At 55.4% G+C, this 24,483-nt stretch carries 24 protein-coding genes and 1 pseudogene; 11 read left to right on the forward strand and 14 right to left on the reverse strand.

The window, feature by feature from the left end; all coding sequences use genetic code 11:
• Window positions 1-208 precede the first annotated feature (208 nt).
• Complete coding sequence (locus QD357_RS23215) at window positions 209-706, forward strand: hypothetical protein (protein ID WP_414125132.1); 498 nt, start codon at window positions 209-211, stop codon at window positions 704-706.
• Here the strand turns inward: QD357_RS23215 and QD357_RS23220 are convergent.
• From QD357_RS23220 to QD357_RS23245, 6 genes are all read right to left on the reverse strand, one after another.
• Complete coding sequence (locus tag QD357_RS23220; protein WP_414125133.1) at window positions 672-1,040, reverse strand: hypothetical protein; 369 nt, start codon at window positions 1,038-1,040, stop codon at window positions 672-674. The two genes, QD357_RS23215 and QD357_RS23220, sit on opposite strands and share 35 nt — an antisense overlap.
• Before the next feature lie 345 nt (window positions 1,041-1,385).
• Window positions 1,386-2,051: a hypothetical protein gene (locus QD357_RS23225; protein WP_414125134.1), complete on the reverse strand. Its 666-nt coding sequence runs from the start codon at window positions 2,049-2,051 to the stop codon at window positions 1,386-1,388.
• Window positions 2,052-2,335: 284 nt separating this feature from the next.
• Window positions 2,336-3,082 (reverse strand): DUF4393 domain-containing protein, encoded by a 747-nt coding sequence (locus QD357_RS23230; protein WP_414125135.1) that lies wholly within the window; start codon window positions 3,080-3,082, stop codon window positions 2,336-2,338.
• 54 nt (window positions 3,083-3,136) lie between these two features.
• Window positions 3,137-3,529: a hypothetical protein gene (locus tag QD357_RS23235; RefSeq protein ID WP_414125146.1), complete on the reverse strand. Its 393-nt coding sequence runs from the start codon at window positions 3,527-3,529 to the stop codon at window positions 3,137-3,139.
• Window positions 3,495-4,223 (reverse strand): GIY-YIG nuclease family protein, encoded by a 729-nt coding sequence (locus QD357_RS23240; protein ID WP_414125136.1) that lies wholly within the window; start codon window positions 4,221-4,223, stop codon window positions 3,495-3,497. Before QD357_RS23240 ends, QD357_RS23235 begins: the two co-directional genes overlap by 35 nt.
• A 183-nt stretch (window positions 4,224-4,406) precedes the next feature.
• Window positions 4,407-4,934, reverse strand: coding sequence for a hypothetical protein (locus QD357_RS23245; protein ID WP_414125137.1), 528 nt, complete (start codon window positions 4,932-4,934; stop codon window positions 4,407-4,409).
• A gap of 496 nt (window positions 4,935-5,430) precedes the next feature.
• Between QD357_RS23245 and QD357_RS23250 the strand changes: the two genes are divergently transcribed.
• From QD357_RS23250 to QD357_RS23260, 3 genes are read left to right on the forward strand one after another with little or no spacing between them, the layout of a single operon-like run.
• Entirely contained in the window at window positions 5,431-5,811 is a 381-nt protein-coding gene (locus QD357_RS23250) for a VOC family protein (protein ID WP_414125138.1), read from the forward strand.
• A gap of 9 nt (window positions 5,812-5,820) precedes the next feature.
• A complete protein-coding gene (locus QD357_RS23255; protein ID WP_414125139.1) occupies window positions 5,821-8,145 on the forward strand; it encodes a 6-bladed beta-propeller in 2,325 nt (774 codons plus the stop codon).
• A gap of 58 nt (window positions 8,146-8,203) precedes the next feature.
• Window positions 8,204-9,391 carry a cytochrome-c peroxidase gene (locus QD357_RS23260; RefSeq protein WP_414125140.1) on the forward strand — a complete coding sequence of 396 codons (1,188 nt, stop codon included), beginning with the start codon at window positions 8,204-8,206 and terminating at the stop codon, window positions 9,389-9,391.
• Between the two features lie 21 nt (window positions 9,392-9,412).
• Here the strand turns inward: QD357_RS23260 and QD357_RS23265 are convergent, their stop codons facing one another.
• Both QD357_RS23265 and QD357_RS23270 read right to left on the reverse strand, forming a co-directional pair.
• On the reverse strand, window positions 9,413-12,640 hold the full coding sequence (locus tag QD357_RS23265; RefSeq protein WP_414125141.1) for an SIR2 family protein: 3,228 nt from the start codon (window positions 12,638-12,640) through the stop codon (window positions 9,413-9,415).
• A gap of 316 nt (window positions 12,641-12,956) precedes the next feature.
• Window positions 12,957-13,603, reverse strand: a pseudogene (locus tag QD357_RS23270) (magnesium chelatase domain-containing protein); the annotation flags it as partial.
• A gap of 134 nt (window positions 13,604-13,737) precedes the next feature.
• On the opposite strand from QD357_RS23270, the gene QD357_RS23275 reads away from it, so the two are divergent.
• Window positions 13,738-14,139 carry a hypothetical protein gene (locus tag QD357_RS23275; protein WP_146143970.1) on the forward strand — a complete coding sequence of 134 codons (402 nt, stop codon included), beginning with the start codon at window positions 13,738-13,740 and terminating at the stop codon, window positions 14,137-14,139.
• Window positions 14,140-14,195: 56 nt separating this feature from the next.
• Here QD357_RS23275 and gshB read toward each other — a convergent pair whose 3' ends face one another.
• From gshB to rsmI, 5 genes are all read right to left on the reverse strand, one after another.
• Window positions 14,196-15,143, reverse strand: coding sequence for a glutathione synthase (gene gshB, locus QD357_RS23280; protein WP_107106746.1), 948 nt, complete (start codon window positions 15,141-15,143; stop codon window positions 14,196-14,198).
• A 93-nt stretch (window positions 15,144-15,236) separates the two neighbouring features.
• Window positions 15,237-15,740, reverse strand: a complete 504-nt coding sequence (locus QD357_RS23285; protein ID WP_181315991.1) for a cupin domain-containing protein — start codon at window positions 15,738-15,740, stop codon at window positions 15,237-15,239.
• A 96-nt stretch (window positions 15,741-15,836) separates the two neighbouring features.
• The gene (locus QD357_RS23290; RefSeq protein WP_107107031.1) at window positions 15,837-16,832 is read right to left on the reverse strand and encodes an endonuclease/exonuclease/phosphatase family protein; all 996 of its coding nucleotides are present in this window, start codon (window positions 16,830-16,832) and stop codon (window positions 15,837-15,839) included.
• 102 nt (window positions 16,833-16,934) lie between these two features.
• Window positions 16,935-17,303: a YraN family protein gene (locus QD357_RS23295; RefSeq protein ID WP_107106745.1), complete on the reverse strand. Its 369-nt coding sequence runs from the start codon at window positions 17,301-17,303 to the stop codon at window positions 16,935-16,937.
• Entirely contained in the window at window positions 17,296-18,204 is a 909-nt protein-coding gene (rsmI, locus tag QD357_RS23300) for a 16S rRNA (cytidine(1402)-2'-O)-methyltransferase (RefSeq protein WP_107106744.1), read from the reverse strand. Before rsmI ends, QD357_RS23295 begins: the two co-directional genes overlap by 8 nt.
• A gap of 246 nt (window positions 18,205-18,450) precedes the next feature.
• On the opposite strand from rsmI, the gene dnaN reads away from it, so the two are divergent.
• The 6 genes from dnaN (at window position 18,451) to QD357_RS23330 (ending at window position 23,099) form a co-directional block, all read left to right on the forward strand.
• Window positions 18,451-19,569: a DNA polymerase III subunit beta gene (gene dnaN, locus QD357_RS23305; RefSeq protein ID WP_107106743.1), complete on the forward strand. Its 1,119-nt coding sequence runs from the start codon at window positions 18,451-18,453 to the stop codon at window positions 19,567-19,569.
• 163 nt (window positions 19,570-19,732) lie between these two features.
• The gene (pmtA, locus tag QD357_RS23310) at window positions 19,733-20,326 is read left to right on the forward strand and encodes a phospholipid N-methyltransferase PmtA (protein ID WP_107106742.1); all 594 of its coding nucleotides are present in this window, start codon (window positions 19,733-19,735) and stop codon (window positions 20,324-20,326) included.
• Between the two features lie 84 nt (window positions 20,327-20,410).
• Window positions 20,411-20,992: a histidine phosphatase family protein gene (locus QD357_RS23315; protein ID WP_107107030.1), complete on the forward strand. Its 582-nt coding sequence runs from the start codon at window positions 20,411-20,413 to the stop codon at window positions 20,990-20,992.
• A 7-nt stretch (window positions 20,993-20,999) separates the two neighbouring features.
• The gene (pyrF, locus tag QD357_RS23320; protein ID WP_107106741.1) at window positions 21,000-21,692 is read left to right on the forward strand and encodes an orotidine-5'-phosphate decarboxylase; all 693 of its coding nucleotides are present in this window, start codon (window positions 21,000-21,002) and stop codon (window positions 21,690-21,692) included.
• 25 nt (window positions 21,693-21,717) lie between these two features.
• On the forward strand, window positions 21,718-22,005 hold the full coding sequence (locus tag QD357_RS23325) for a DUF1330 domain-containing protein (protein WP_107106740.1): 288 nt from the start codon (window positions 21,718-21,720) through the stop codon (window positions 22,003-22,005).
• Window positions 22,006-22,118: 113 nt separating this feature from the next.
• On the forward strand, window positions 22,119-23,099 hold the full coding sequence (locus tag QD357_RS23330) for a complex I NDUFA9 subunit family protein (RefSeq protein ID WP_107106739.1): 981 nt from the start codon (window positions 22,119-22,121) through the stop codon (window positions 23,097-23,099).
• A 515-nt stretch (window positions 23,100-23,614) separates the two neighbouring features.
• Here the strand turns inward: QD357_RS23330 and QD357_RS23335 are convergent.
• Window positions 23,615-24,415 (reverse strand): undecaprenyl-diphosphate phosphatase, encoded by an 801-nt coding sequence (locus QD357_RS23335; protein ID WP_107106738.1) that lies wholly within the window; start codon window positions 24,413-24,415, stop codon window positions 23,615-23,617.
• Between the last annotated feature and the right edge of the window lie 68 nt (window positions 24,416-24,483).

A 24,483-nucleotide genomic window follows, 5' to 3' on the forward strand; every position in this document is an offset into this window, starting at 1 on the left:
CCTGTCGGTGCAAATCTAAAATCATGACTATCTCCCCGAGTTTGATCACCAACATTCCCCTCTCGACCATCGAGAGCAGTATCGGTGATGACGCGCCGCCGGTCTTCCGGGGCGCGCCCCGGAAGACCGGCGGCAACGCTAAACTGGGGAAGATTCAAACGGCACTTCTGGGGAGTATTGATCCGGTATCGACAAACAAGCGGCAGCGATGGCTTCTGCTGCCGCTGAGCGCGAAAAGGCCATCGCCGCAAAGGCCATCGTCGCCGCCAGAATGGCGGAAGATCGCGCCAAGATACAACAAGAGCAAGCGCAAGCAGCGGTCGAAAATGCCAAGCGCTACAGTGGTTGGGCTGGGTGGGCACGTTCGATCTGGGATGGCCTGCGGAAATCAAAAATTACCGATAGAATCCGTCAGGAATTCACAATGGAAATCGGGCGACTGAGCCGGGGAATAGAGCAAAAACAAAGGCAACTGGACGCAGAACGCGAACAACGGAAAGAAGCTGAGCGATCAGTCCGTGAGGCCCGCCAGGCTTCCGAGACGTTGCGATTGGAGCGTGACCAGGCGAAATCGATCCTGTCGCGGCTCCAATTAAGCTTGGAGCCGGAGGCGGCTCATGATCATGTTCATGCCGCCCCCAGTCTCCAGTTGAAGCCAAGCTTTGGTAAACTTAATGATAGATCGCGGAAAGAAACTCGTGAGTAATCCTTTCTGCTTGCCCGGACTTTATCCAATGATAAAGATCGATCATCGCTCTGTCTTTCACTTTTTCAAGTGTTCTGCAGTATTTTGAAGCGACATTTCCGGTCTGAACCTGAAATGATCTGTCATCATCGTCATCTGTTCTAATGATTTGTTCGATTTCATATGACCACCATGTGAAGGACGGCCTTATCACTTGAAAGCAGTCGATGATGAAGTAGTTCCGCGTTTGTTTCCATTCAAATTCGCCCCAGGGGTCTTTTTCTTCCCAGTTGAATTTTAGCTTTTTGAAAACAGAGTCAAAATCTGTGTTTTGATTGGTAATTTCCGTATTCATGCACTTCCCTTTCATAACTATATCATTGCGCACCTCGCCGTTACGCGAGTATCATTTTCCTATATCCTCTAAATCTATGCGTCAACAGCACCAAAATCTGGGTAAATATCATAATCATAACCAATAAGTTGATTTTGTATTTAGCGTTATTCAAATGAATTATTTGGCATATGTTTTATTTATTTTGCTTACGCCCTTCGTGTCCAAAGAAATTCTTCCGATAGAATTCCTTTGACTTCAAAATTATGGGACCAGAATTCCTTTATGGGTGTCAAAAATTCCTTGCGGCACGAAAAAGGCGGCCAAAAGCCGCCTTGAGGAATTCCTTGTCAATTTTCGCCTGCTTTACATTTTTGGGTTGTGCCCAGGCGGCTCGTCAGGCTCTTCATTGTGGTTAAGATTGGCGTTAACCCTCTTCAATTTTTTTTCGATTTCCATCTTTTTTTGCCGGACGGCCTCTTCTTGCTCAAATTTCCAGCTTCTGGCGGCCATTTTCATGTTTAAGATCGTCTCAGCAGCACCGATTTTGTTGCCGCGCGCGGCAGTTCTGAAAGCTCGCTCCCGGCTACCTGTAAACATGGTGTGTGCCCATTCGTGTGCCTCTACCGGGATATGTTTTAGCAATTCCGCAAATGCTTCATCGCCACTCGGTCCGGGCAAAGCGAGATCGCGGATGAGGTCCGAAATGTGTGGGGTACGACCGAAATAGCGCCCCTTGTAAACTCCATCTGGCCGAATGGGTGCATATTCGAATCTAGATTCTTCTGCTGATTTGATTTTCGTCGTCGTCCTATCGCCCGCATTGCGAGGCCTGGCCAAAATCGACGTGATCAGCGTCCCCACGGCCGCGCCAAATTCTTTAGCTAAATCTAAAAAACGGATGTGCAAAATGAGTTTCGCAAGGTCCTTTAGTCGCTGAAGACTTTCTCGCTGTTGCCTCTTCCTCCGCCAGCGCTCAGCCTCGATGCGCTTTTCTTTCTCTCGTTGCTTCCGTTGTTTTTGCGTCGGCATTTTTGCTTACCCTTTTTCTCCTGGTAGAAAGGGTGGCGGAGGTCAGCGCAACGCACCAGTGCCGATATCGGCGGCGGTGATTTTTTTTGGGAGAAATCAGGAAAGCATGAATTATCTCGGGATAACAAAGACTTACGGCTGGTCGGAGTGGAGAGATTCGAAATCGTATAAGTCATTGATTTTCAACGACAATTTCCACTCTTTGTAACGCTATAACGGCCTACATTCTGTTCTAGATTGCAAGAGCATATAACCCGCATCGAAAGCTGCTCGCAAGAGCGAAGCTATAGGCTTACCGCCTCCATAAATTTGCGTCCGACATCCGTGAACCGTAGTTCCTTAAAGATGCGGATACCATTTTGTATCTGGCTCTCATCATAAAGCGGCTCCTGTTGAGCGCTATCGAAGAATGCGGTGATGCCCAAAGCATATAAATGCTGCCCGTAGAATTCGACGTTTTCGGGAAACATGAGGTTAGCGCGCGGTATCTCATCCAGCTCCATCTTTATGTTGCTGAAGGTATTTGAACTTCGGTCGTAATCTTGTGTAAACCGCTGACGGAAGGACTGGCGTTCTTGTTTCCAGAGAGTCCACATGGCGCTAAGTAATGTCGCCTCATCTGCCGATAGTTGCTTGACGATCTGAGAGAAAGCGGGATGCGCATTATGAACGCGCGCCTGGTCCATGCTACTGCTCAGAAGCTGTGAGAACATCTCAGATATCGGGCTATCCTCGGGCTCATACCGTATTCCTTCAAGGACCGGTCCTAACACCTGCGGAGGAGGTGGAAGTCGGTTATCTTCTGGAACGCGGCGAACGGACCTATCGAGGAAGTCTCTAAATCGGTCCTGCAGCGCGGCCGCATACTGTATAGGCGCGAGGGCAAGAAGAACTGTCTTCGTAATATCCTCTACAATATTTCCGACCTGCCGAGCGCCGGGCTTTACTGCATCGTCATAGGCGTCTTTGACTGGAATCTGCTTTGCAACTTCGACAGCTACCGCTGTAGCCAGGTCTACCTCTTCTGCCATCGCCGTCTACCCTGCTCGCGGATTGAGTTATTGTAGCAATAAGCCTGCCGATCTTCACCGGCGAATGTCATCTCGCATTGATTCTATCAGTCCGCTGAACGCCGACTCCCGTTCAGACCGTGGCCTATCATTTGTTTCCACGATGGCCTGGGCGAAACGCGCTACGTCCGGCGACCCGAAAAGCTGGCAGCGGGTTTGCCAAAGAGCAAAATCCTTTGAATTTTCGTCTGAAGGTTGCACCGCTGCTTTATGGAGCGCTCCGAGAAGTCCTAGATAGGCTTCCCGCTTCTCCTGATACAGGCGGTCTTTCATCACTGCCCTGCGACTATTGAAATTGTCGATAACCGACTTCAGTAGCGATCCGATACCAAGGCCACCGATTAGCGGCAAAACCCAATCCATGCTCAGTGCCTCACCAAATTTTTGACCATCGTTTGAAGGCAGCAACGTCGGCCTTCGTCAGCTTGAACCATTCCCCACGTGTCCGCTTCGCGGCAAAGCGTTTATGCCAATACGCTTCAATGCCCGCCGGATCGTCGGTTAAGATCGAATGGACAAGCTCGATTTCCTGAGGAAGCTCGATCTGGATTTGCCGACCGCGCTTATTGAGTGAGGTCGTGAAGCCGATCTTGTAATCCGTCCCGTGGCGCTGCATGTAGACGTAGCCGACTAAGGTGGCCGCATTGTCACGGTCGTAGTCGACGTTCTGACGGCGCGGAACGTATGCCCGCGCGAACGAAGCGACCTCTACCTCACCAGCTCGGTCAGCGTGATCGGCAAGGGCTGTAGCCAATTCGGCCATGCCCCAACGTTTCAACAAGGTTTTCCGATCGGGACTGTTAGGACGGTGATGAAATTCAAAATCGAGGTCGGAAGTCGTCGGGAAGCGGCCTAGTGCTTTAGCAATGTCCATCACGAGATCCAAGAGAGTGTCTTCGCTCCATGCGACCTGAAGTTCATTCGGTGCCAGTCCTGCCTCAGCAACAGCATCACTCCAGTTTCGCCAAATCCTTCCCTGCCACTCGTGACGCTTAATTCCCGTCTCTGCTTCGAACCTCGCAATGCCCGGCGATTTGCCGCCGTTGTCAGCTGCAACCTGCTGGATCTTAAGAAGTATGTCCTGCTTCTTGTAATCGCTCATTCGGCTGATTCCCGTTATGGGCGTATTTTGCTCACGACTACACAAAAAGAAAAGCCCGCCGAGTATACGCTAGGCGGTTACATATACGTATTATTGCCGGTTCGCCCTTGCTTTGAAGCGATCATTACCGCACACGCAGGTTCGCCGCCGACGGAGGAAAAAGCGGCATGAATTCAAAAATGTCTATTTGAGTAGCGACTGTAACATATGACCTAGATCCGGCGGCTGAAGATCGGCTTTTTCACGAAACACATTCGCCAACTCGTGAGCCTTCCTTCCGGTTCGCTTTGCAGCCTCCTCGGCCTCAAAAGGATTTCCTTCAAAATGGTTGGCGTATCTGGCGCTGGCCGCCTGAGCTTCGCATTCGTTCAAAAAGCTCATTGCCCTATAAGCCGTGCCCGCATCTAGCGAATGCCAATCGACGTCTTGAGGGTATGCAGGCGGATCGGGCAGTGAGAACGTGGTCGGAATTTGAGTTTGTCCGTAGTGAGCTATCGAGGCATCGACCAACTCAGCACATTCGATCGCGTAACTCTCAAGGATCGATGCAACTTTCATGCACAAATATGTCCTGGCGTGTTTTTGGCGGGTACGGGACCGAACAAAATCAGCAAGCCAGGTCAACACTGGAGACAAGAAAGCCGTGATGACACCGGTACTTATAACTGCCGTGACAATTTCCTTCGTGGTCCAAATAGATGCATCAGCCATTACACTCTCCGCGTTCACTCGCGGACAATGCTTACGCTAATAAAGAGCGTCAATCGAGCCAATGGAGAGCCTATGAACAATCTGCCGCCTAAAGAACCGCGTTTTAAGAAAGCAAAAGCTGGATCGGGCAAACAGCAGCAACTCGTCCAGAAGAAGTTATCGGATACCGCTCACTTACAGCAACTTGATTGATACCGAAGTGAATCCTACGAATAAAACGGCTTAGTGGGGACCTGTGAGAGCTTGTGGGCAGGACGCACAACTTCTTTGCCCTCAGCGCCATCCAATTTATAGATAGCCTTGCGTCGCTTCGGCGACGCAATAAAAAACCGTATGTGAGCAAGAACATACCAATTATTGGCGGAATTCTTTCGAATTTAGTCAGCACGCACCACAATACATTGAAACTCTTCATCTAGCGTGGTACACACAGGTTGCATCAGCTTTGTCTTAATTTCGCAAGCTGGTATTTCCGCGTCCATCGAGGAGCATCCCAGTGATCAGAGGTTTGCGGGACATCTACGTAAACGTTAGCGATATGCGAAGATCGATTGCATTCTATCGAGATATATTAGGGATTCCAGTCAGTTCTGAGACGACATACTGGACATCACTTGATCTCTATTCTTTGAGATTGGGTTTGCATTGGACGGGCGGGACCGCTGTCCCCTCAATCCCTGCGGATGAACATGGACCCTTTTCCGGGGCAACTATAACTTTCGAGGTTCCCGAGATGGATAAGTTCGTTGAGCACCTGAAACAGAGTGGGGTTTCAGTCGGGCCCATACTAACCTACGACTGGGGTCGCATTGTCACTTTAGCGGACCCCGATGGCAACATCTTGAAAGCCTTGGAACCCGTTCCGGCACGCGATTAGGAGGACGCCATGCGCACGCTGATCATCGGATTGATGATGGTCCTGTGTTTCGGTACAGTTCTCGCCAGCCCACCGCCCTTTCCAGACGAAATGAAGTATCCAAATGTAGTGCCTCCGCGAAAGCAATTTGGCGGATACGGCTCGGGTCTCGGTCAGATGAATGAACCCGTGGCTGTGGCAGTGTCAAAACAGAGCGAGATCTATATTGCGGACACGTTTAACAATCGAGTAATTGTTTACAGCGTCGACGGGGTTTTTCTACGATCGTGGGGATCGCTAGGCCGCGATTCAGGGAAGTTGGTCAACCCTCAGGGTATATTTGTTGGGTCCGACGGAAAAGTTTACGTATCTGACACCGGGAACGGGCGCATTCAAGTCTATGATGCACTCGGAAACTATATTCGGACTATTGGAACTGGGATCGGTGGCGCGTCAGGACACTTGAATGAGCCGATGGGATTGGCGGTCAAGGGCGAGAAAATCTATGTTGCCGACCGCGGCAACGAACGGGTGGCAATTTTTGGAACCGACGGCACGTACGAGGGGCAGATTGGAGAACTCGGTACGGCCGATGGACAATTCAACTATCCAACCGACGTGGCGATTGATGATAGCGGTTTCGTATATGTCGCAGACGCCTATAACAATCGTATCCAAAAGTTTGACAATACAGGAAAATATGTCGCTCAGTGGGGCGGATGGGGATCATATTCAGGGCTTTTCGCAAATCCAAGCAGTGTCAGTTTTGCGGGTGACAAACTCTATGTCGGGGATCTGATTAACCACCGAATTCAAGTTTTTGACGACAAAGGTAACTATCTATATCAATGGGGTCGTCACCCCCCTACCGGCCATGAGGGGAACGGTCGGCTTCACTATCCGGCCAAAGTCGCCGTAGCACCTGACGACTCATTCAGTGTGGTCTGCGAGCCATTTGAATACCGTTGTCAGGTATTTGATACGTCCTCTGCCAGCGCCGTCCACAATGTGGATGACAAGGCATGGTGGGACAAGGGATCGCGCTTCCACTATGGCACGCGGGCCGTTTGTCAGGGTGGGTTAATGACAATTGCCGAGCCCGATACACATTCGGTTTTGGTTTTTGACATAACCGCCGACAAGCCCAAACTCCTCACAAGGCTTGGCGGTCAGGGTAGAGCGCTCGGGAGCTTTGTGCGGCCCTCCGGAATGACTATCAACAGCGATAGTGGAGAGATTATCGTATCCGATGGCGGCAACCACAGGTTACAAGAGTTTGAATTGTCAAGAATGGTGCCTGCGTCGGCTGAGTTCGCTCCGAACGTCAGCCGCGTTGTTCGCGCGAAGAGTGTGATAGGGCTTGCGTTGCCTCATATTAGCGCACAGGGTTTCGATGGTTCCAATGCCTCCCCAGTAGAGCCGAGCGCTCTGGCAAGAGATAAAGACGGCTCTCTCTACATGGCCGATCCGCACAATTCGAGGGTAATTGTTCTAGACAAGGATATGAACCCCGTCAGGACAATTGGACACTATGGGAGCGGCGACGGAGAGTTGGAAGTCCCCAATGACATCAGCTTCAGCAAAGACGGCGAAACGCTTTACATCGTGGACACCTATAATTTTCGTATCGAAGCATTTGATCGCAAGACAGGGAACTACAAATTCCAATGGGGCGCCCCGGGCGCGCAACAAGGGAACTTCATACACCCGTTTGGTATTGCCAGCGGGAATGACGGCTTTGTCTATGTTTCAGACGATGCGGCTAACAGGATTCAAAAATTCGATGAAGCAGGCAATTTCGTTTTGACGTTCGGTCGTTGGGGAACCGAGCCGGGACAATTTTACAAGCCCAAAGGCGTCACACAGGATTATAAAGGGCGCATAATTGTCGCGGACTTCGGAAACCATCGCGGCCAGATATTCACTTCAAGCGGCGATTATTTGGACATGTTCGGCATTGGAGAAGGGTATACTCCGCCTCTCGTTCTTGCCAATCAGGCCCACGTCCTGGCATCGGCCGGTCCTTCGAGCCAAATTAGCAATGGTGGGTCGTACGTGGTGACCTATAGCATCTCGGATGGCGCTATCAGCATTGGACAGCCATTCGCGCTCACTCTTCGGATATTAAACGCACAAGATCATAGTGATGCGTCCGACGTAGGATTGTCGGTAAGCGCAACTATGCCTGCTCACTATCATGGGATGAATACTCAGCCCACGGTTGAAAGGGCGCCTGATGGCTCCTGGCAAATTAAGGGTATGTTGTTTCATATGCCTGGAGCTTGGCAATTGAACTTTGACATCAGCGGACCTAACGGAATCGAGCGTGCGCAGGCAGATTACCTACTGCAGTAGGGGACCTTGACCCAAAATGTCGCGAATTCTTTTAGTGGGTGCGATATGGACCCTCTTCTTGACGCTGGATGCTTCCAGTGAAGTAATAACACCCGAGGATCAAGAGGTTAGCTTTTCGAATTCAGAAGAAGCTATCATCCTTGGTATGTCGCCGATGCCCGAACCGCCTAGTGACCCAACAAACAGACTGGCACAGGCCGCCGGAGCGATAGCTTTGGGACGAAGGCTTTTCTTCGATTCTCGCTTGTCACAGGGAAACGTAGCCAGTTGTGCATCTTGCCACAATCCTCTCGAAGGTTGGGCGGACGGACGTCCGCTCGCGCAGGGACTCGCGCTTGGAGACAGAAATACACCATCTCTAGCAAACTCGTCATATCAGCGATGGTTCGGCTGGACCGGGGCCTCGGCCACACTTTGGCAACAAATAATCCGGGCAATAACAAACCCGCACGAGATGGGCGGAACCCCCGTAGCAGTAGCTGAGCTTCTAGAAACTGACACCATCTATTCGGCAACATTCAAAGATGTCCTTGCCGACGCCTACGGAAGAAGCATTGATCACAGTGTCGGTTCCCTCAATGAGCCGAAAGCAAAGCTGGTGGCTGCCGCTAAGGCGATCGCGGCGTTCGTTGCCACGCTTTCTTATGGCTGTGCGCCGTTTGATAGATTCGTTGATGGTTTGCGAACGTCTTCCGCAGGAGAGCAGGAAGCGATCAGTTCCAGTGCAAAGCGCGGCCTGAAGATTTTTATTGGCAAAGGGCGATGCAACACATGTCACTATGGGCCACTCTTTTCGGACCGCGAATTTCACGATCTCAAAGTACCTGGGCGTGACGGCAAGTTCTCCGATGATACTGGTCGTTACTTGGGGCTGGAACAGTTGGCAGCGGATGGCTTCGGCCCGAATTCGGACTTCAGTGATTCTAAAGATAGCGAAATAGGCAATCTTATCAATTACACGAAGAAACTACCCGAGAACGTAGGACAGTTCCGGACACCGTCCCTTCGAAATGTCTCACTCACGGCGCCTTATATGCACGCTGGGCAATACACCAGCCTCTTGGCCGTTCTGGACCACTACTCAGAAATGGCGGATGCTATGGTTCTCAACCACAGTGACGAGGGAGTGCTTGTACCGCTGTTTTTGACCATCAGCGAGAAGAATGATTTAATTAGTTTTTTAGAATCGCTTACTGACTACAGACTAGAGTCTGGCGCAAATCTGGCGTGCGAAATACGAAAATAGTCGATCAGGCGAGTGCCATAATCAAGACTCCTCACCCGTTTCGGTAGGCGGCGGAGTTTCCAGGATTTCCTCGCTGTCGCCTTCGTCACTCGGCGGCGTCAAACACTCGGCGGAAGGTTCCTCCTTGGAAATCTCCACTGCAACAGGCCCACGCGTGTTAAATCGCAGCTCAAAATAGACAGGGCTGCCGACGGAGATCTCGTCCCAAAGGTCGTCAGACGTCCCGCCTGTTGGGCGGAAGAATATCTCCGAGATCATTCCCGGAACCCTAATGAAACCACTTGTTGGACCGAGCTTAGTCACATTACCAGTCCATCGACCATGAGGCGTCGCAGGATTTATCACCGGTAAGCGCGGCGTGTTTTTTTCCTTACCCGGTACGCGCATCTTGCTGGCCGAAGCCAAAACCTTTTCCAGTTCCGGGCGATCGCCCCTCATAAAATGAAATCTGATGGCGTGCAGATGCATTAGCAAGTTTTGATCTTCGGGCGTAAAGGAACGCTTCAAAGGTAATTCCAACTCATTGCGGAAGTCGTCGGCTAGCGTGATTAGTAACTCAAAGTAGACCTGATTCAGGAACTTGCTGTGTTGCTTTTGCTGCAATGCGGTTCGGATGGCTGCCAATGCCTTATCCGGGTGCTTCCTGAAGATGGCGCGCGCGTACGTTGCAGCCACATACTCAAGATGTGGTTGATCCTTAAGCGTCGTCTCCAACATTCCGATCCCCCGGTCACCGAGCTGGAGAACCTGCCGGAGTCGATAACTTTCTCGGATTAGAGCTTCGAAATCAGGAGCGCTCGAAAGTCCTTTTTGAAGAGCTTTTTGAGCGTCTTCTGCTAGTCTGGCGACATCATTCGGGCTTGCAGCACCATTATTCAATCGATCGCGAATTTCATCAATTGCAATATGGGCAGAGAGGCTGCAAACGTAAGGATCACTTCGCTCCCCTCCAGCTACTTGCCGGAGGATGTTCTTTGCCTCACCTCTTAAAGACCTCCTCTCAAGCGTATCCTTCGCCTGCTCCGCTTCTCTTGCTAAGAGAGAAGCACGAGTATGCTTGATAGAATTGTCTCTCGGCCGAAGCGCCTCGGCTCTTTCAAGCTTTTGTCGTGCGAAATTTAAATTCCCCCCCGCCGAATTCATCTCTGTAATCGCCTGCTGTTGGAGGACAAATGTCTCGTCGCCAAATACTTTTTCGGCAAGAGAAAGAAGGTCCCTTCTTTCCTCTAATCCTGGAGCAAGTTCTCGAAGATTTCTGAACGATAACATTCTCCGCATGGCATCGTTGTCTGAAGAATAGCTGATATTCATATGCTCAAGAATTGAGCGATACTGTTGAAGCTGTTTAGACTGACTATCAAGAATTCGACGGAAGACAATATCTGCGATATGAGGATGTCGTGCTCGGTATGCATAGTCGCGAGAACCTGGATCAATTTCGGCAAACACTAGGCCCTCCAAAGGACCCAAGAAGCGTCGCTCAAAGTCCCGAAAACCTATGCCCATCACGCGATGAACCAATGCTGCGCGAACAGGAACTCTGAAACGATTCAGGGTACAGACGAACAAATAAAGCTCTTGTGCTTCTGTGAGAAGAATTCGGTGATACTCTTCCACCAAAATGTCTTCTAAGAGTTTTCCCTGGGTCGCCTCATAGAGAGCAACAAGAAGTTGTTTATCTGCAACCTTTTCAAATGCCTCCCTCTGCTTTTCAAGTGGCTCTCCACTTAGAACCCCCAAGGATTTATGTTCGAGCAGCCTCTTCAATAAGCTATTGATCTCATGATCTTCGAGATTCCGTAGCTCCGTTTTGAACTTGAGACGTTCAGAAAATGCCTCCAGACCATTGCCAAGAGAAGCATGGGTATCGGCTAGCAAAACAGTAATCGGTACCCCAGCCGCTTCAAGGCGATCCAGAAGATTATTAATTGAAATCAGTTGATCGGCGGCATGATCCACCACGAGGATGGCATGCAGACCTGTCAGATCGTAAAGCTCCAGCAGCGGCTCCGCCCGCAGGTTTGCTCCCGGTGGAGCAAAGAGCACGAGCTTTCCATGAGTCGCAGCGAGATCATAGGCGATTCTCCTTAGAAGCACTGACTTCCCAGAGCCAGCTACGCCTCTGAGCGCAACGACATTGGCGCTCTCTTCCGATTTCTGAAGGCCTAATAGCTTCAGCATGAGTGTCGCATACGGCAACCGCTCAATGTCGAAACCCTGCTCAATAGGAGCCCAAGATTGGCTCTCACCCTTATAAAACAGCTCTGCAGTCACCGTTGTAGTTGGTAGCCCCGAGCGCACGTGCTCAACGTTGTTAGTAAGAAATGCAGCCAAACCAGGTGGAGCGACCACATTGCGTCTGAAATGGCGCTCAATCGAATTCGTCTCGGCCTTCAACACGCCATGCAGTTTTCTGGCCGTGGGATCGATGCTCTTATCAAGTTCCACCATAAAGTCATCAAAGGTGAACTTCAGCGGCGTAATGCGGCGCTTAGCAAGTAGGGCTTCATCAAACTGATTGATTCCCGGCGAGACGAAATAGTACATCGGCCGTGAGGATGCCTCCTTTTCAACCTGGGCGATAATAGCCTTGATATGCGGATCGTTCAGACGGCTTCCTGCAAAGATGATCGGGTACTCGTAAGCCAAATCCTCAAGCCGTCGAAACAGTCGTTTTCGATTGGTCTCAAACTCGATGTAGGTATCTGTTGTCAAAATGAGGGGGGCTTCGCGGTCAGAGAGTTGATCAATACTCCCATGAAGCTTGAAGTATGGCAGCGGGTCAGCCAGGGCCGCCAAGTCCTTTTCGATTCCACTTTGATCTTTGTAAAAGGCACGTAGTTCCTGGTGAGTATTGACGTTGGCACGATAAGCGTCTTCGACGATCAAATCATAGTTCAGCGTGAAGATCGCCTTCCACCGAAACAAGGGCAACGCCTTATGCCCCGGAGTTGGCAAAAAACCGGAAATTTTCTCAGCGACATATCGTTGGAGGGTATTTCGGCCAACCTCATTTTCGACAAGCGTCGCAACTTCCTCAAGGGTGCGGTCTTTACATTCGCCACCTAGGAAATGATCTGCGAGAAGGTCTCGCAGATCATTCCCAAGCGGCATTTTTCGGCCATCAGGATGTCTGCAATCGTAATTTATCCCCGCCCCGAAAAACAGAACAACTTCACCCCGGGTCACCGCATTGATGAGCGTTGTGGGAATCATATGAATGCCGCCCTCTCCTAGTTGAAGCAGCATCCTGCAATGCCTCCAGGCAAATGGTCAACGAAAGAAGAACTAAGCCGCTTGTTGGTCTCTCGGGCCAACATCGCAACAATCGCCAGCCGTGCTTGGCCTGGCTACACAGATTTCGTCATTCCTTCTGCAATGGCGGGACAGCTAGCAAATTGGCTCGCGAGCGGCTTCGCCAAATTCGCAGACGACCCTTGAGATCGAGGGCAGCATAACGCGCCTCACCACATGCCACATCCAACTGCCGCTCATTCTGCCTGACAGGCGCTCGTCACCGTCCCGCGCCCTACTTATTTTGAGAAGGTTATATGCAACATAAACTGAGCAAATTATGGCCGCCGGCCGCCGCCACCTCCAGCGCCCGTTTGGCGCTCTCCTGGCCCTTGATATCGGCAAGGTCGGGGAAGTTGGCGGCATTCGCTCTGATCGCCGGTTCGGGGCGCGACAGGACCTGGGTGCCGCGGAAATGATTGGCGAGCGCAATCAGGCTACGCGGCGCGAGGATATCGATGTCTGGGCCGGCCCATGCGGCCTCCGGGCCGCTTTCGGCCGGGCATATCAGCCCCTCCCCTTGCCGATTGCGTTGGCGGCGATCGCGGCCGGCAGCGCGCCCGCAACGGGCGCGATCGTGCCGTCGAGATTGAGCTCGCCGACAACGGTATAGGCGGAGAGCGCATCCGCCGGAATGGCGCCCAGCGCCGCCATCAGCCCAAGCGCGATCGCAAGATCGAAATGGCTGCCCTCCTTGGGCAGGTCCGCGGGCGCGAGATTGACCGTGACCTTCTTCGGCGGCAGCGACAGGCCGGAGGCATGAAGGGCTGCCTGCACACGTTCGCGGCTTTCGGCCACGGCCTTGTCCGGCAGGCCGACGATATGCATCAACACCTTACCCGGTGCGATCATCACCTGCACTTCGACGGGAACGCCCTCAATGCCCTGAAACGCAACCGTGCTGACGCGCGCTACCATCCCCGCCCTCTTTTAACTCGTTTACCGTTATCAATTTTTCATAACAGACTATGGGTTGCATAGTGGCAGAAGTTATGGAATGAAACAAGAACAATAAAAGAACGAAGGGACGATTTCTACAATCGGGAGCAAATATGAGACGTGTAGTATCGCTTTCCCTTCTGCTGGGTGCTGTTCTGGCCGGCTGTCAGTCTATCGATGGCGGGGGTAATCTGGAAAAAGGCGTTCCCTATCAATTGAGCGCCAAGGAAATTGCCGCTGTGGAAAAGGGTTTGCACGAGCAGCTTCCCTATGAGGGCGCGCTGATCTTCGGGCCGATGTTGGCTTCCAAGGATAGCAAGGGCTACGTCAGCGTCTGCGGCACCATCAGCTCCTTTGGTGGCCTGCACGGTGTCATGGACAAGCGGCCTTACGTCGGCATGATGGTCGACGTGAAACCGTTTTTCGGCTTCGTCCCGACCGTCATCGCGGACGATAGCTCCACCGGACCGTCGGCAGTGATCCTAACCTGCCACCGGATGGGCATCGCGATATAGCGCGCCTTGCGGCGAGCGAAGAGGCGGCGTCGTGATCCCTGGAGGACAGGCGCCCCTCAAGCGCGCTTCGCTTCGATTGCATCCCACAACAGGCTTGCGATATCGGCACCGCCGAAGCGTTTGACTTCGCGCAGGCCGGTCGGCGAGGTGACGTTGATCTCGGTCATGTAGTCGCCGATGACGTCGATACCGACGAGCAGGAAGCCGCGCGCCTTCAGCGCAGGGCCGATGCGCTCGCAGATTTCCTTTTCGCGTGCCGTCAGATCGGTCGCCTCGGCACGGCCGCCGACATGCATGTTGGAGCGGGCGTCATGCTCGGCCGGCACGCGGTTGATCGCGCCAACCGCCTCGCCGTCGACGAGGATGATGCGCTTGTCGCCCTTGCGCACGTCAGGCAGATATTGCTGCGCGATGAAGGGCTCGCGGAAGAGCTGGCCGAACATTTCGAGCAGCGAAGACAGGTTGCGGTCGTCACGGGTCGAATGGAAAACGCCGGCGCCGCCATTGCCATAAAGCGGCTTCAGGATGATATCGCCCATCTCCTCGCGGAAGAGACGGATTTCGGCGGGATCGCGGGTGATCAGCGTCTTCGGCATCAGGTCGGCAAATTCGGTGACAAAGATCTTTTCCGGCGAATTGCGGACCCACGCCGGATCGTTGACGACGAGCGTCTTCGGATGGATGCGCTCGAGCAGGTGCGTCGAGGTGATATAGGCCATGTCGAATGGCGGGTCCTGGCGCAGCAGTACGACGTCCATCGTCGAGAGATCGACGCGCTCCGACTCGCCAAGCTCGAAATGATCGCCCTTGACGTCGCGCAGGATCATCGGCTCGACGGACGCATAGATCTTGCCGTCGCGCATGCTGAGACGCTCGGGCGTGTAATGGAAGAGCTTATAGCCGCGGGTCTGGGCCTCAAGGCTCATGGCGAAGGTCGAGTCGCCTGCGATGTTGATGCTCTTGACGTGGTCCATCTGGACCGCAACATTCTTGATACCAGCCATAGTCAGCCCTCGCTCGAATTTGCGGACAGATGTAGGTCGGCCCGCATCCAAACGCAACGGCTATTCAAGGACTTCCATCAAGGCCGGCAGCACTCAGGCGGCAAGCCCCTGTGCGCCGCCCTGACGGACGAAGTTGCGCAGGCGATACGCCATGGTCAAAGGCTTCGGGAACGGCTTGCGGCAGAAGGCGACCTTGCGCAGATAGCGATCGATACGCCAGGTGGCCCAAGTGCCGCCGGCGAAATAGGCGACATCGCCGGCGCTGAGCGTGCGTTCGACGCCATCTTCCGTTGTGATATGCACCTCGCCTTCGAGGATCATCACCGTTTCGTCCCAGCCGAAATACCAGCGAAACTCGCCTGCGGTGCAATCCCACAGCGCGGTCATCGCGGCATCGTCCTGCCCGCGCGAATGCTCCGCAATGCGGGCGACCGGATCGCCCGCCAGAATCCAAGACGGCTCGATCGGCGAAGGCTTCATTTCCATCTCGCCGCTGGCGCCCGCCACGAAACTCTTCGACTGCGGCGGCGCGGCAATGACCGGAGCGGCACGCGCGGCAAAGGCCGCCATGCTCGCCAACATCAATTTCAAGACCATGCAATCCCCCAATTCCATACGCGTCTCAATCTCCATCGCATGGAAGAGGTAACGGCGCGGTTCATGAAATCCGGCGCATTTTAATGATTGCAGAGATCAGGCAGAAAAACCTTCGATTGTACAAACGACCATATCGTGATCGGAAAGCGGCTTGCCCTCTTCATTGAGGGAGGAAACGAGGTGGCTTTCGCTGATCTTCAAACCGCGACTCAAGAACCAGTCGAGCTTCATGATGCGATCGGGAAAGCGCGTGATCAGGCTTGGGCGCGTGCTCGTTTGATCCAGCGGGCCGCCATGGCACTCGAAGCCGCGGCCTTCGGCCATGGCGAATAGGGTATCGGTCGAGAAATCGCCGCCCGTGTGATTGCCGGTATTGAGATCGCCGCCAATCAGGATCGGAAGGCCAGGCGCAAAACCTTCGACGGCATCGATCAACGCCGCCATCTGCCGCTCGCGATAGGCAACCGTCGCGACACTTTCGAGATGGACCGAAACGGCGACGAAGGGACCAGCCTCGGTTTCGACGATAGCGCCGACAGCGCAGCGATCGCCGATGCGCGGCTGTTCGTTGCTGTCGTTGAACCACTTGGCCTCGCCCGGCAAACGGAAGAGGAAAGCATCCCGCAAGGCAACGGACGCCATCAGGGAATTGCCGTGAAAGCCCTTTTCGTTGAAATCGTCCTTGCAGAGGGAGCGCTCGATTTCCGAGCCGAGGCTGAGTTCCAGGAATTCGACGCCATAAGCATAGTTCATGCCGAGTTCGCCTGCGACGATGGCGGTCGGGTCATTCTGTTCGGTGCGCGCCATGCCCTCGTCCATCTCGGAGAGCAGGATCAGCGGCGCCTTGGTCGCCTGCAACTTGGCGGCGGATTCGAGGGGAAAAAGGCAGCGCTCCATGTTCCACGCGGCCACGGTGAAGGGGAAGCCAAGCGGCCGAACCTCACCGGTCGCGCCACCGATGCGCACGGTGTTCATGCAGGCAAGGGATGCCAGTTTTGCGGCGTGAACATCGGGGGTCTTTTCCAACGAAATAAAGCCTTTGCGTTCCTCCTGCGAGGGAACGGCGAAGGCGGAAACGGTGCTGCGGATCATCATGAGACCTGTCGAAATGGGTGGGGCGCTATACCTGGAAGCAGTGCGAGCGCGGCGGTCTGGCAATAGTCGCGCTTTGTGACGCCGCCATGATGGCCAGTCTCAAAAAGCATCCGGAAAATGCCGTGGCCAGTGGCGCGGCAGGATGGCGACGATGTCGTAGCGCTGCGACAGGCGCGCATAGTCCGGCTGGCGTGCCAGCCAGAGGTCGCTGGCGGCACGAATGCGTTTTTGCGCGGAAAAGGAAACGGCATCGATCGCCTCCTGCTCGCCGCGCCTGGCTTTGACCTCGACGAAGACGGCGAGATCGCCCTTGCGGGCGATGATGTCGATTTCGCCGAGCTTGGTACGATGGCGGATGGCGAGAATGCGGTAGCCCTTGAAGAAGAGGAAAAGCGCTGCGGCATATTCCGAGACATGGCCGCGTCGCCATGCTTCCCGCCGCTTCAGCCGCTCGCCGGTCTCAACCATGGCGCTCCTTCATATCGAGCAGGCGCTGATAGAGATCCTTGCGCGGCAAGCCTGTGATCCGGGCAGCCTCTGCCGCCGCCTTGGCTGTCGGCATGCTCCGTGCGAGATCGCTGAGAATGGCCTCGACATCAGCTTCGGCAGCAACCGTCTCTTCCGGCCGGCCGACGAGCCAAACGATCTCACCCTTGACGTTATCGACCTTGTCGTAAAAGGCGGCAAGCTCGGTGAGCGTGCCGCGACGGAATTCTTCGAAGGTCTTGGTGAGTTCGCGGCAGACGGCCGCTTTGCGCTCGCCGCCCAGCACATCGGCGGCGGCGGCGAGCGTTGCGGCGATGCGATGGGGCGATTCAAAGAAGATCAGGGTCGCGGGGACGAGGGCAAGCTCGGCCAGCCGGTCGCGGCGGCCCTTGTCCTTGGCGGGCAGGAAACCGGCAAAGAAGAAGGCATCGTTGGGCAGGCCGGAGCCGACCAGCGCGGCAAGCGGCGCAGACGCCCCTGGGATCGGCACGACACGGTAACCCGCCTCGATCGCCTGCAGCGCCAGCCGGTAGCCGGGATCGGAGACCAACGGCGTGCCGGCATCGGAGACCAGCGCCACAGAGCGCCCGGCTTCCAGCGCCTGCAGCAGCCGTGGCCCTGCCTCATCGGCATTGTGCTCATGATAGGCGAATGGCCGGTTCTGGATGCCGTAGCGATCGAGCAGCACACGGGTCACCCGCGTATCCTCGCAGGCAAGCACATCGGCGCCCGCCAGCGTTTCCAATGCCCGCAGCGTGATATCGCCGAGATTGCCGATCGGCGTCGCGACAAGATAAAGCGCCGGCTCCAGCGGCCGGGCGGGAACCGTGGTATTATGCAGGCGGAAACTGCGCGCTCCGCCGCCTGTGTGTTCGTCGCTCATACCGACCCTGAATTCGTCTCGGAATCATCGCCTTTATGGGCGAGGTATGTCCTGACGGCAAGAGCGGCGCAAATCCTGTGAGCATTGTCGGCCAAATACCGAAATGACGTGCAGCATATCCCGATGCCTCTTGCATTCGCATGCTGAGTTCTGTCATTTTGCCCGTCCAATCTCGGGCCTTGTCCGAAAATGCATCCTTCGGGCGCCTGTGGCTGCCCGGGAGTAACGGTCGAAAGCGGTAGCATCATGCGTATTACAATTGAGCGGTCGAACCTCCTGAAATCGCTGAACCACGTGCATCGCGTGGTCGAGCGTCGCAACACGATCCCGATCCTGTCCAACGTATTGCTCAAGGCCGACGGCGCGAGCCTCGACATGAAGGCGACCGACCTCGATCTCGAAATCACCGAAGCGACGCCCGCCAATGTCGAGAAGGCCGGCGCCACCACCGTGCCGGCGCATCTGCTCTACGACATCGTGCGCAAGCTGCCGGACGGTTCGGAAGTGCTTCTCGCCACCAACCCCGATGGCAGCTCGATGACGGTTGCTTCGGGCCGCTCGAAATTCTCGCTGCAGTGCCTGCCGGAATCGGACTTCCCGGACCTGACCGCCGGCAGCTTCAGCCATTCCTTCAAGCTGAAGGCGTCGGATCTGAAGATGCTGATCGACCGGACGCAGTTCGCGATCTCCACCGAAGAGACCCGTTATTATCTGAACGGCATTTTCTTCCACACGATCGAAAGCAAGGGCGACCTGAAGCTGCGGGCCGTGGCCACGGATGGTCACCGTCTTGCCCGCGCCGATGTCGACGCCCCCTCGGGCTCGGAAGGCATGCCAGGCATCATAATTCCGCGCAAAACGGTCGGCGAGTTGCAGAAGCTGGTCGACAGCCCCGATGTCGTCGTCACCGTCGAAGTGTCTGACGCCAAAATCCGCCTGACGATCGGATCGATCGTTATGACCTCGAAGCTGATCGACGGCACTTTCCCCGATTATCAGCGCGTCATCCCGACCAGCAACGACAAGGAAATGCGGGTCGATTGCCAGACCTTCGCCCAGGCCGTCGATCGCGTCTCGACCATTTCGTCGGAGCGCGGCCGCGCCGTGAAGCTGGCGTTGTCGGACGGTCAGCTCCTGTTGACGGTCAACAATCCCGACTCCGGAAGTGCTACGGAAGAAGTTGCCGTGGGCTACGACATGGACGCGATGGAAATCGGCTTCAACGCCAAATATCTGCTCGACATCACCGCGCAATTGTCCGGCGATGCCGCGATCTTCCTGCTTGCCGATGCCGGCTCGCCGACGCTGATCCGCGACACGGCCGGCGATGACGCTCTCTATGTCCTGATGCCGATGCGCGTCTAGCGAAACCGAAGCATCCTCGTAAGTTCTTGGGAACGAAAGAGGGCGCTTTCATTTGAACCTGTAGAGGTTTGCGACATTTTCTCTTGTTATTGCGCCATAGCATTGCAAGATAAGACATAAGCGATATGTAACTCGCAACTGTAAAATCTGGTGGGGGGAGAGCATGGCGCTGCGTCTCAAGGAACGGCTGGGCAAAAAGTTCGACGAAGAAATCCGTTTCTTCAAAGGCATGATGCAGGGCCCGAAAACGGTCGGTTCCATCGTTCCGACATCCTCGATCACCGCCCGCAAGATGGCGAGCATCGTCAACACCCATTCAGGGCTACCGGTGCTGGAACTCGGCCCGGGAACGGGCGCGATCACCAAGGCGATCCTGGCGCGCGGCATCGAGCGGGAAAATCTCGTCGCCATCGAATATTCCACCGACTTCTACAATCATCTCGTCCGTCTTTATCCCGGCGTCCATTTCATCAATGGCGATGCCTTCGATCTCGACAAGACTCTGGGGGTATTGCGCGGCCAGACATTCGATTCCGTCGTCTCGGGCATTCCGCTGCTGAACTTCCCGATGAAGGCGCGCGTCGCGCTGCTCGAAAGCCTGCTGGACCGCATACCGCCCGGCCGTCCCGTGGTGCAGATCTCCTACGGGCCGGTCTCGCCGATCATCGCCCGGCCGGATCGCTATCATATCCAGCACTTCGACTTCATCGTCCGCAACATCCCGCCGGCACAGCTCTGGGTCTATCGGCGGGGCTGACGCTATTTTCGTAGAGCCGTCTTCCCTCGACCGGGCATATCTCGGCTTCGAAACTGCGCCTTTCAACATGGGATCATGCAATCGATGTTCGCTCTCTATATCACGCACCCGCAGGTGCGCATTGATCCCTCGGTGCCAGTTCCGGAATGGGGCCTTTCCGATATCGGCACGGCGCGCGCCAAACTTGCGGCAACGCGCCCATGGGCGAGCAAGCTCGGCCTCATCGTTTCCAGCGGCGAGCGAAAGGCAATCGAGACTGCCGAAATCCTGGCGACGGCGAGCGCTGCTGCGGTCGAGATCATCGAAGCCACGCACGAGAATGACCGCAGCGCCACGGGCTTTCTGACCCCACCGGAATTCGAGAAGGCGGCGGACTGGTTCTTTGCCCATCCACATGAGAGTTTTAAGGGCTGGGAGCGTGCGATCGATGCGCAGGCACGGATCGTCTCCGAGGTGGAAGCCGTTCTGTTGCGGCACGACCCGAGCGTGCCCATCGCTTTCGTCGGCCACGGCGGCGTCGGCACGCTGCTGAAATGCCACCTCGAGGGCAAGCCGATCGCGCGTCAAGGCGATCAGCCACCGGGCGGCGGCAATCTTTTCTGTTTCGACCTTGCGAAGCGCGCCGTCTCATGCGACTGGACGCCTATAGAAGATTGGCAGGGGTGAACCTGAGATGACCGCACGCGACCGCTTGATCGTTGGACTGGATGTTCCAAACCTTCAGGAGGCCGAAAAGGTCATCACGGCGCTCGGCGACGATATTCTCTATTATAAGATCGGCTATCAGCTCGCCTTCGCCGGCGGGCTGGAATTCGCCCGCGACCTTGCCGCCGATGGCAAGAAGATTTTCCTCGACATGAAGCTGCTCGATATCGACAACACGGTTGCTTCCGGCGTCGAGAATATCGTCAAGATGGGCATGTCGATGCTGACGCTGCATGCCTATCCGAAGGCGATGCGGGCGGCCGTCGCCGCAGCCAAAGGTTCCGATCTCTGCCTGCTCGGCGTCACCGTGCTGACCTCGATGGATGAAGAGGACCTGATCGCCGCCGGATACGAATACGACCCGCATACGCTGGTGCTGCGCCGCGCCGAACAGGCGCTGCTCGCCGGCATGGGCGGCATCGTATGCTCGGCTGAAGAATCCGCCGCCGTTCGCAAAATTATCGGCCCGGACATGGCGCTGGTGACCCCGGGCATTCGCCCGACCGGCAGCGACAAGGGCGACCAGAAGCGTGTGATGACGCCGACTGAGGCCATCAAGGCCGGATCGAGCCACCTCGTCGTCGCCCGGCCGATCGTCAAGGCCGCCGATCCGAAGGAAGCCGCCCGCGCCATCCTCGCGGAAATGGACGCCGCGATCTAAATTTTAGGAAACAGGGAGACCGGACATGGCAAAGGGATATTGGATCGCACGCGTGGATGTTCGCGATCCCGAGCGCTACAAGGATTATGTTGCCGCCGCCAAGCCGGCTTTCGAAAAATACGGGGCGGTTTTCCTCGCCCGCGGCGGTGCTTTCACGCCACTGGAAGGCCAGGCGCGCGGCCGCAATGTCGTTATCGAATTCCCATCGCTGCAGCATGCCGTAGAGTGCTATAATTCACCGGAATACCAGATCGCGGCCAAGATCCGTCATGAAGTGGCGGATGCCGAAATGGTGGTCGTCGAAGGCGTCTAAGGCTTCCAAAAAAGTGGCCCGAACATGCGGCGCGATAGTACTTCACCTCGGCCCTCGGATCGGTTAAGACGAAGCCACATCAGCCCTATTCTAAGCCTTTCGAGGAGCCTGCCATGACCCTGTCCAACCTTCCGCCGCTCGTGACCGTGTTCGGGGGATCGGGCTTCATTGGGCGGCATGTCGTCCGCGTACTCGCTAAGCGCGGCTATCGTATCCGCGTCGCCGTGCGCCGGCCTGATCTTGCCGGTTACCTGCAGCCGCAGGGCAATCTCGGCCAGATCTCGATCGTCCAGGCGAACCTGCGCTATCGCAACTCGATCGATCGCGCCGTCGAAGGTGCGCAGCATGTGGTCAATTGCGTCGGCATTCTCACCGAAAGCGGCCGCAATACATTCGATGCGGTGCAGGAATTCGGCGCCAAGGCCATCGCGGAAGCCGCACGCGGCGTCGGCGCTTCGCTGACGCATATTTCCGCCATCGGCGCCAACGCCAATTCGGCTTCCGCCTATGCCCGCACCAAGGCCCGCGCCGAAGCCGCCATCCTGTCGATCAAGCCGGATGCCGTCATCCTGCGGCCGTCGATTGTCTTCGGTCCGGAAGACGGCTTCTTCAACAAATTCGCCGATATGTCGCGCACCGCGCCCTTCCTGCCGCTGATTGGCGGCGGCCTGACGAAGTTCCAGCCGGTTTATGTCGAGGATGTCGCCGAGGCAGTCGCCCGCGGCGTCGACGGCAAGCTCAAGGCCGGCACGATCTATGAGCTTGGCGGCCCGGAGGTGCTTTCTTTCCGCGAATGTCTCGAGACGACGCTTGCCGTCATCAATCGCAAGAAGTCACTTGTCTCTCTGCCGTTCGGCCTTGCCTCCCTCATCGGCAACATCGCTTCATGGGTGCCGCTCATCACGCCGCCGATCACTGCCGATCAGGTTCGCCTGCTGAAGCACGACAACGTCGTCTCCAAGGAAGCCGAAGCGGAAGGCCGGACCCTGAAGGGTATCGGCCTCATGCCGACCCTGCTTGTCTCCGTGCTGCCGTCCTATTTGGTGCGCTATCGCCCGCAGGGTCAGTTCACCGGCTCCGGCAAGGCTGCGTGACGCTTTACCGATTCGAAAAATCGAAGCGCCGCCTGGTTCCTCCAGGCGGCGTTTTTGTTTCGTCTGATCGCGTTTCCGGCACCAATGAGCCGCTTTTACCGTCTTGATTCACAGCTTGGCGTTGCTCAAAAGACGCACACCGAAAATAGTAGCATTAACGTCAAATTTAACATGAACCTTTATTGCTATTCATCATTTCACTGACTAACACAACCGCGCGTCGCCGAGCCCGGCAAGGCACAATGCGTGGCGCGCTTCACTTCTGCGGAAAGGCATTCTTCGATGGGTAAGTCTATCGCGCTTTTGTTTGCGTGCGCGGCACTGGTGATTCTGGCAGGCTCATTCGTAGCCCGCGGAAGCATCGCTTCGGTCAAGGGTGAATGCGCCCCGACCTATGGCGTCGACCCCTGCACGACAGGGTCCATCGAGCCTTCATCCTCGAACTAATCGAGCATGAAAAAGGCCGGTTTTCACCGGCCTTCGTTTTCTCAAGATCTCAACTTAGGCGATCCGCCTCAGCCGACCGTATAAAGTCCGATCAGGCCGAGAACGCCGACGCCAATGCGCCACCAAGCGAAGGGCGCGTAGCCGCGGCGCGAGACGAAATCGAGCAGTGCCCGGACCACGAACAATGCCGATATGAAAGCGGTGAAGAAGCCGATGACGATCAGCAGGCCCTGATCCATGCTGAGGTCGTGGCGGCTTTTCCACAAATCCAGCGCGAAGGCGCCGGCCATGGTCGGCATGGCAAGGAAGAAAGAGAATTCCGCGGCCGAACGCTTGTCGGCACCGAGAAGCAGGGCACCAACAATGGTGGAACCCGAACGCGACGTTCCAGGGATCATTGCCAGACATTGGAAGAAGCCGATCTTGACTGCCATCGGCCAAGAGAAGTCATAGGCGCTGGTATATTTCGGCTTGAACGGGATCCTGTCGATAACCAGGAGGACGATGCCGCCGAGAATCAGCGAGATGCAGATAACCTTCGGCGAATCGAACAGCACCGTCTTGATGAAATCATGCGCGATCGCGCCGATGACGGCAGCCGGCAGGAAGCCGAAGAGGACCGCGAGCACGAAATGACGGGCCTTGACGCTGACCGGCAGCGCCTTTGCGATTTGAACGAGGCGATTGAAATAGACAAGCAAGATGGCGAGGATTGCACCGAGCTGGATCAGAACGTCGAAAGTGGCAGCTTCATCAAAACCGAGGAAATGTCCGATCAATATCAAATGTCCCGTGGAGGATACCGGAATGAACTCCGTCAGGCCTTCCACGAGGCCCAAAAACAACGCGATAACAATTTGTTCAGCCATATTGTGTCCTTTGTCAAAGGCCGGGGTGGCCCGATTCGCTTGTAATAGCTAGGCCAAACTCCTATAGC

This window comes from Rhizobium sp. BR 317 (genome assembly GCF_047445835.1).
Taxonomy (GTDB): Bacteria; Pseudomonadota; Alphaproteobacteria; order Rhizobiales; family Rhizobiaceae; genus Rhizobium; species Rhizobium paranaense.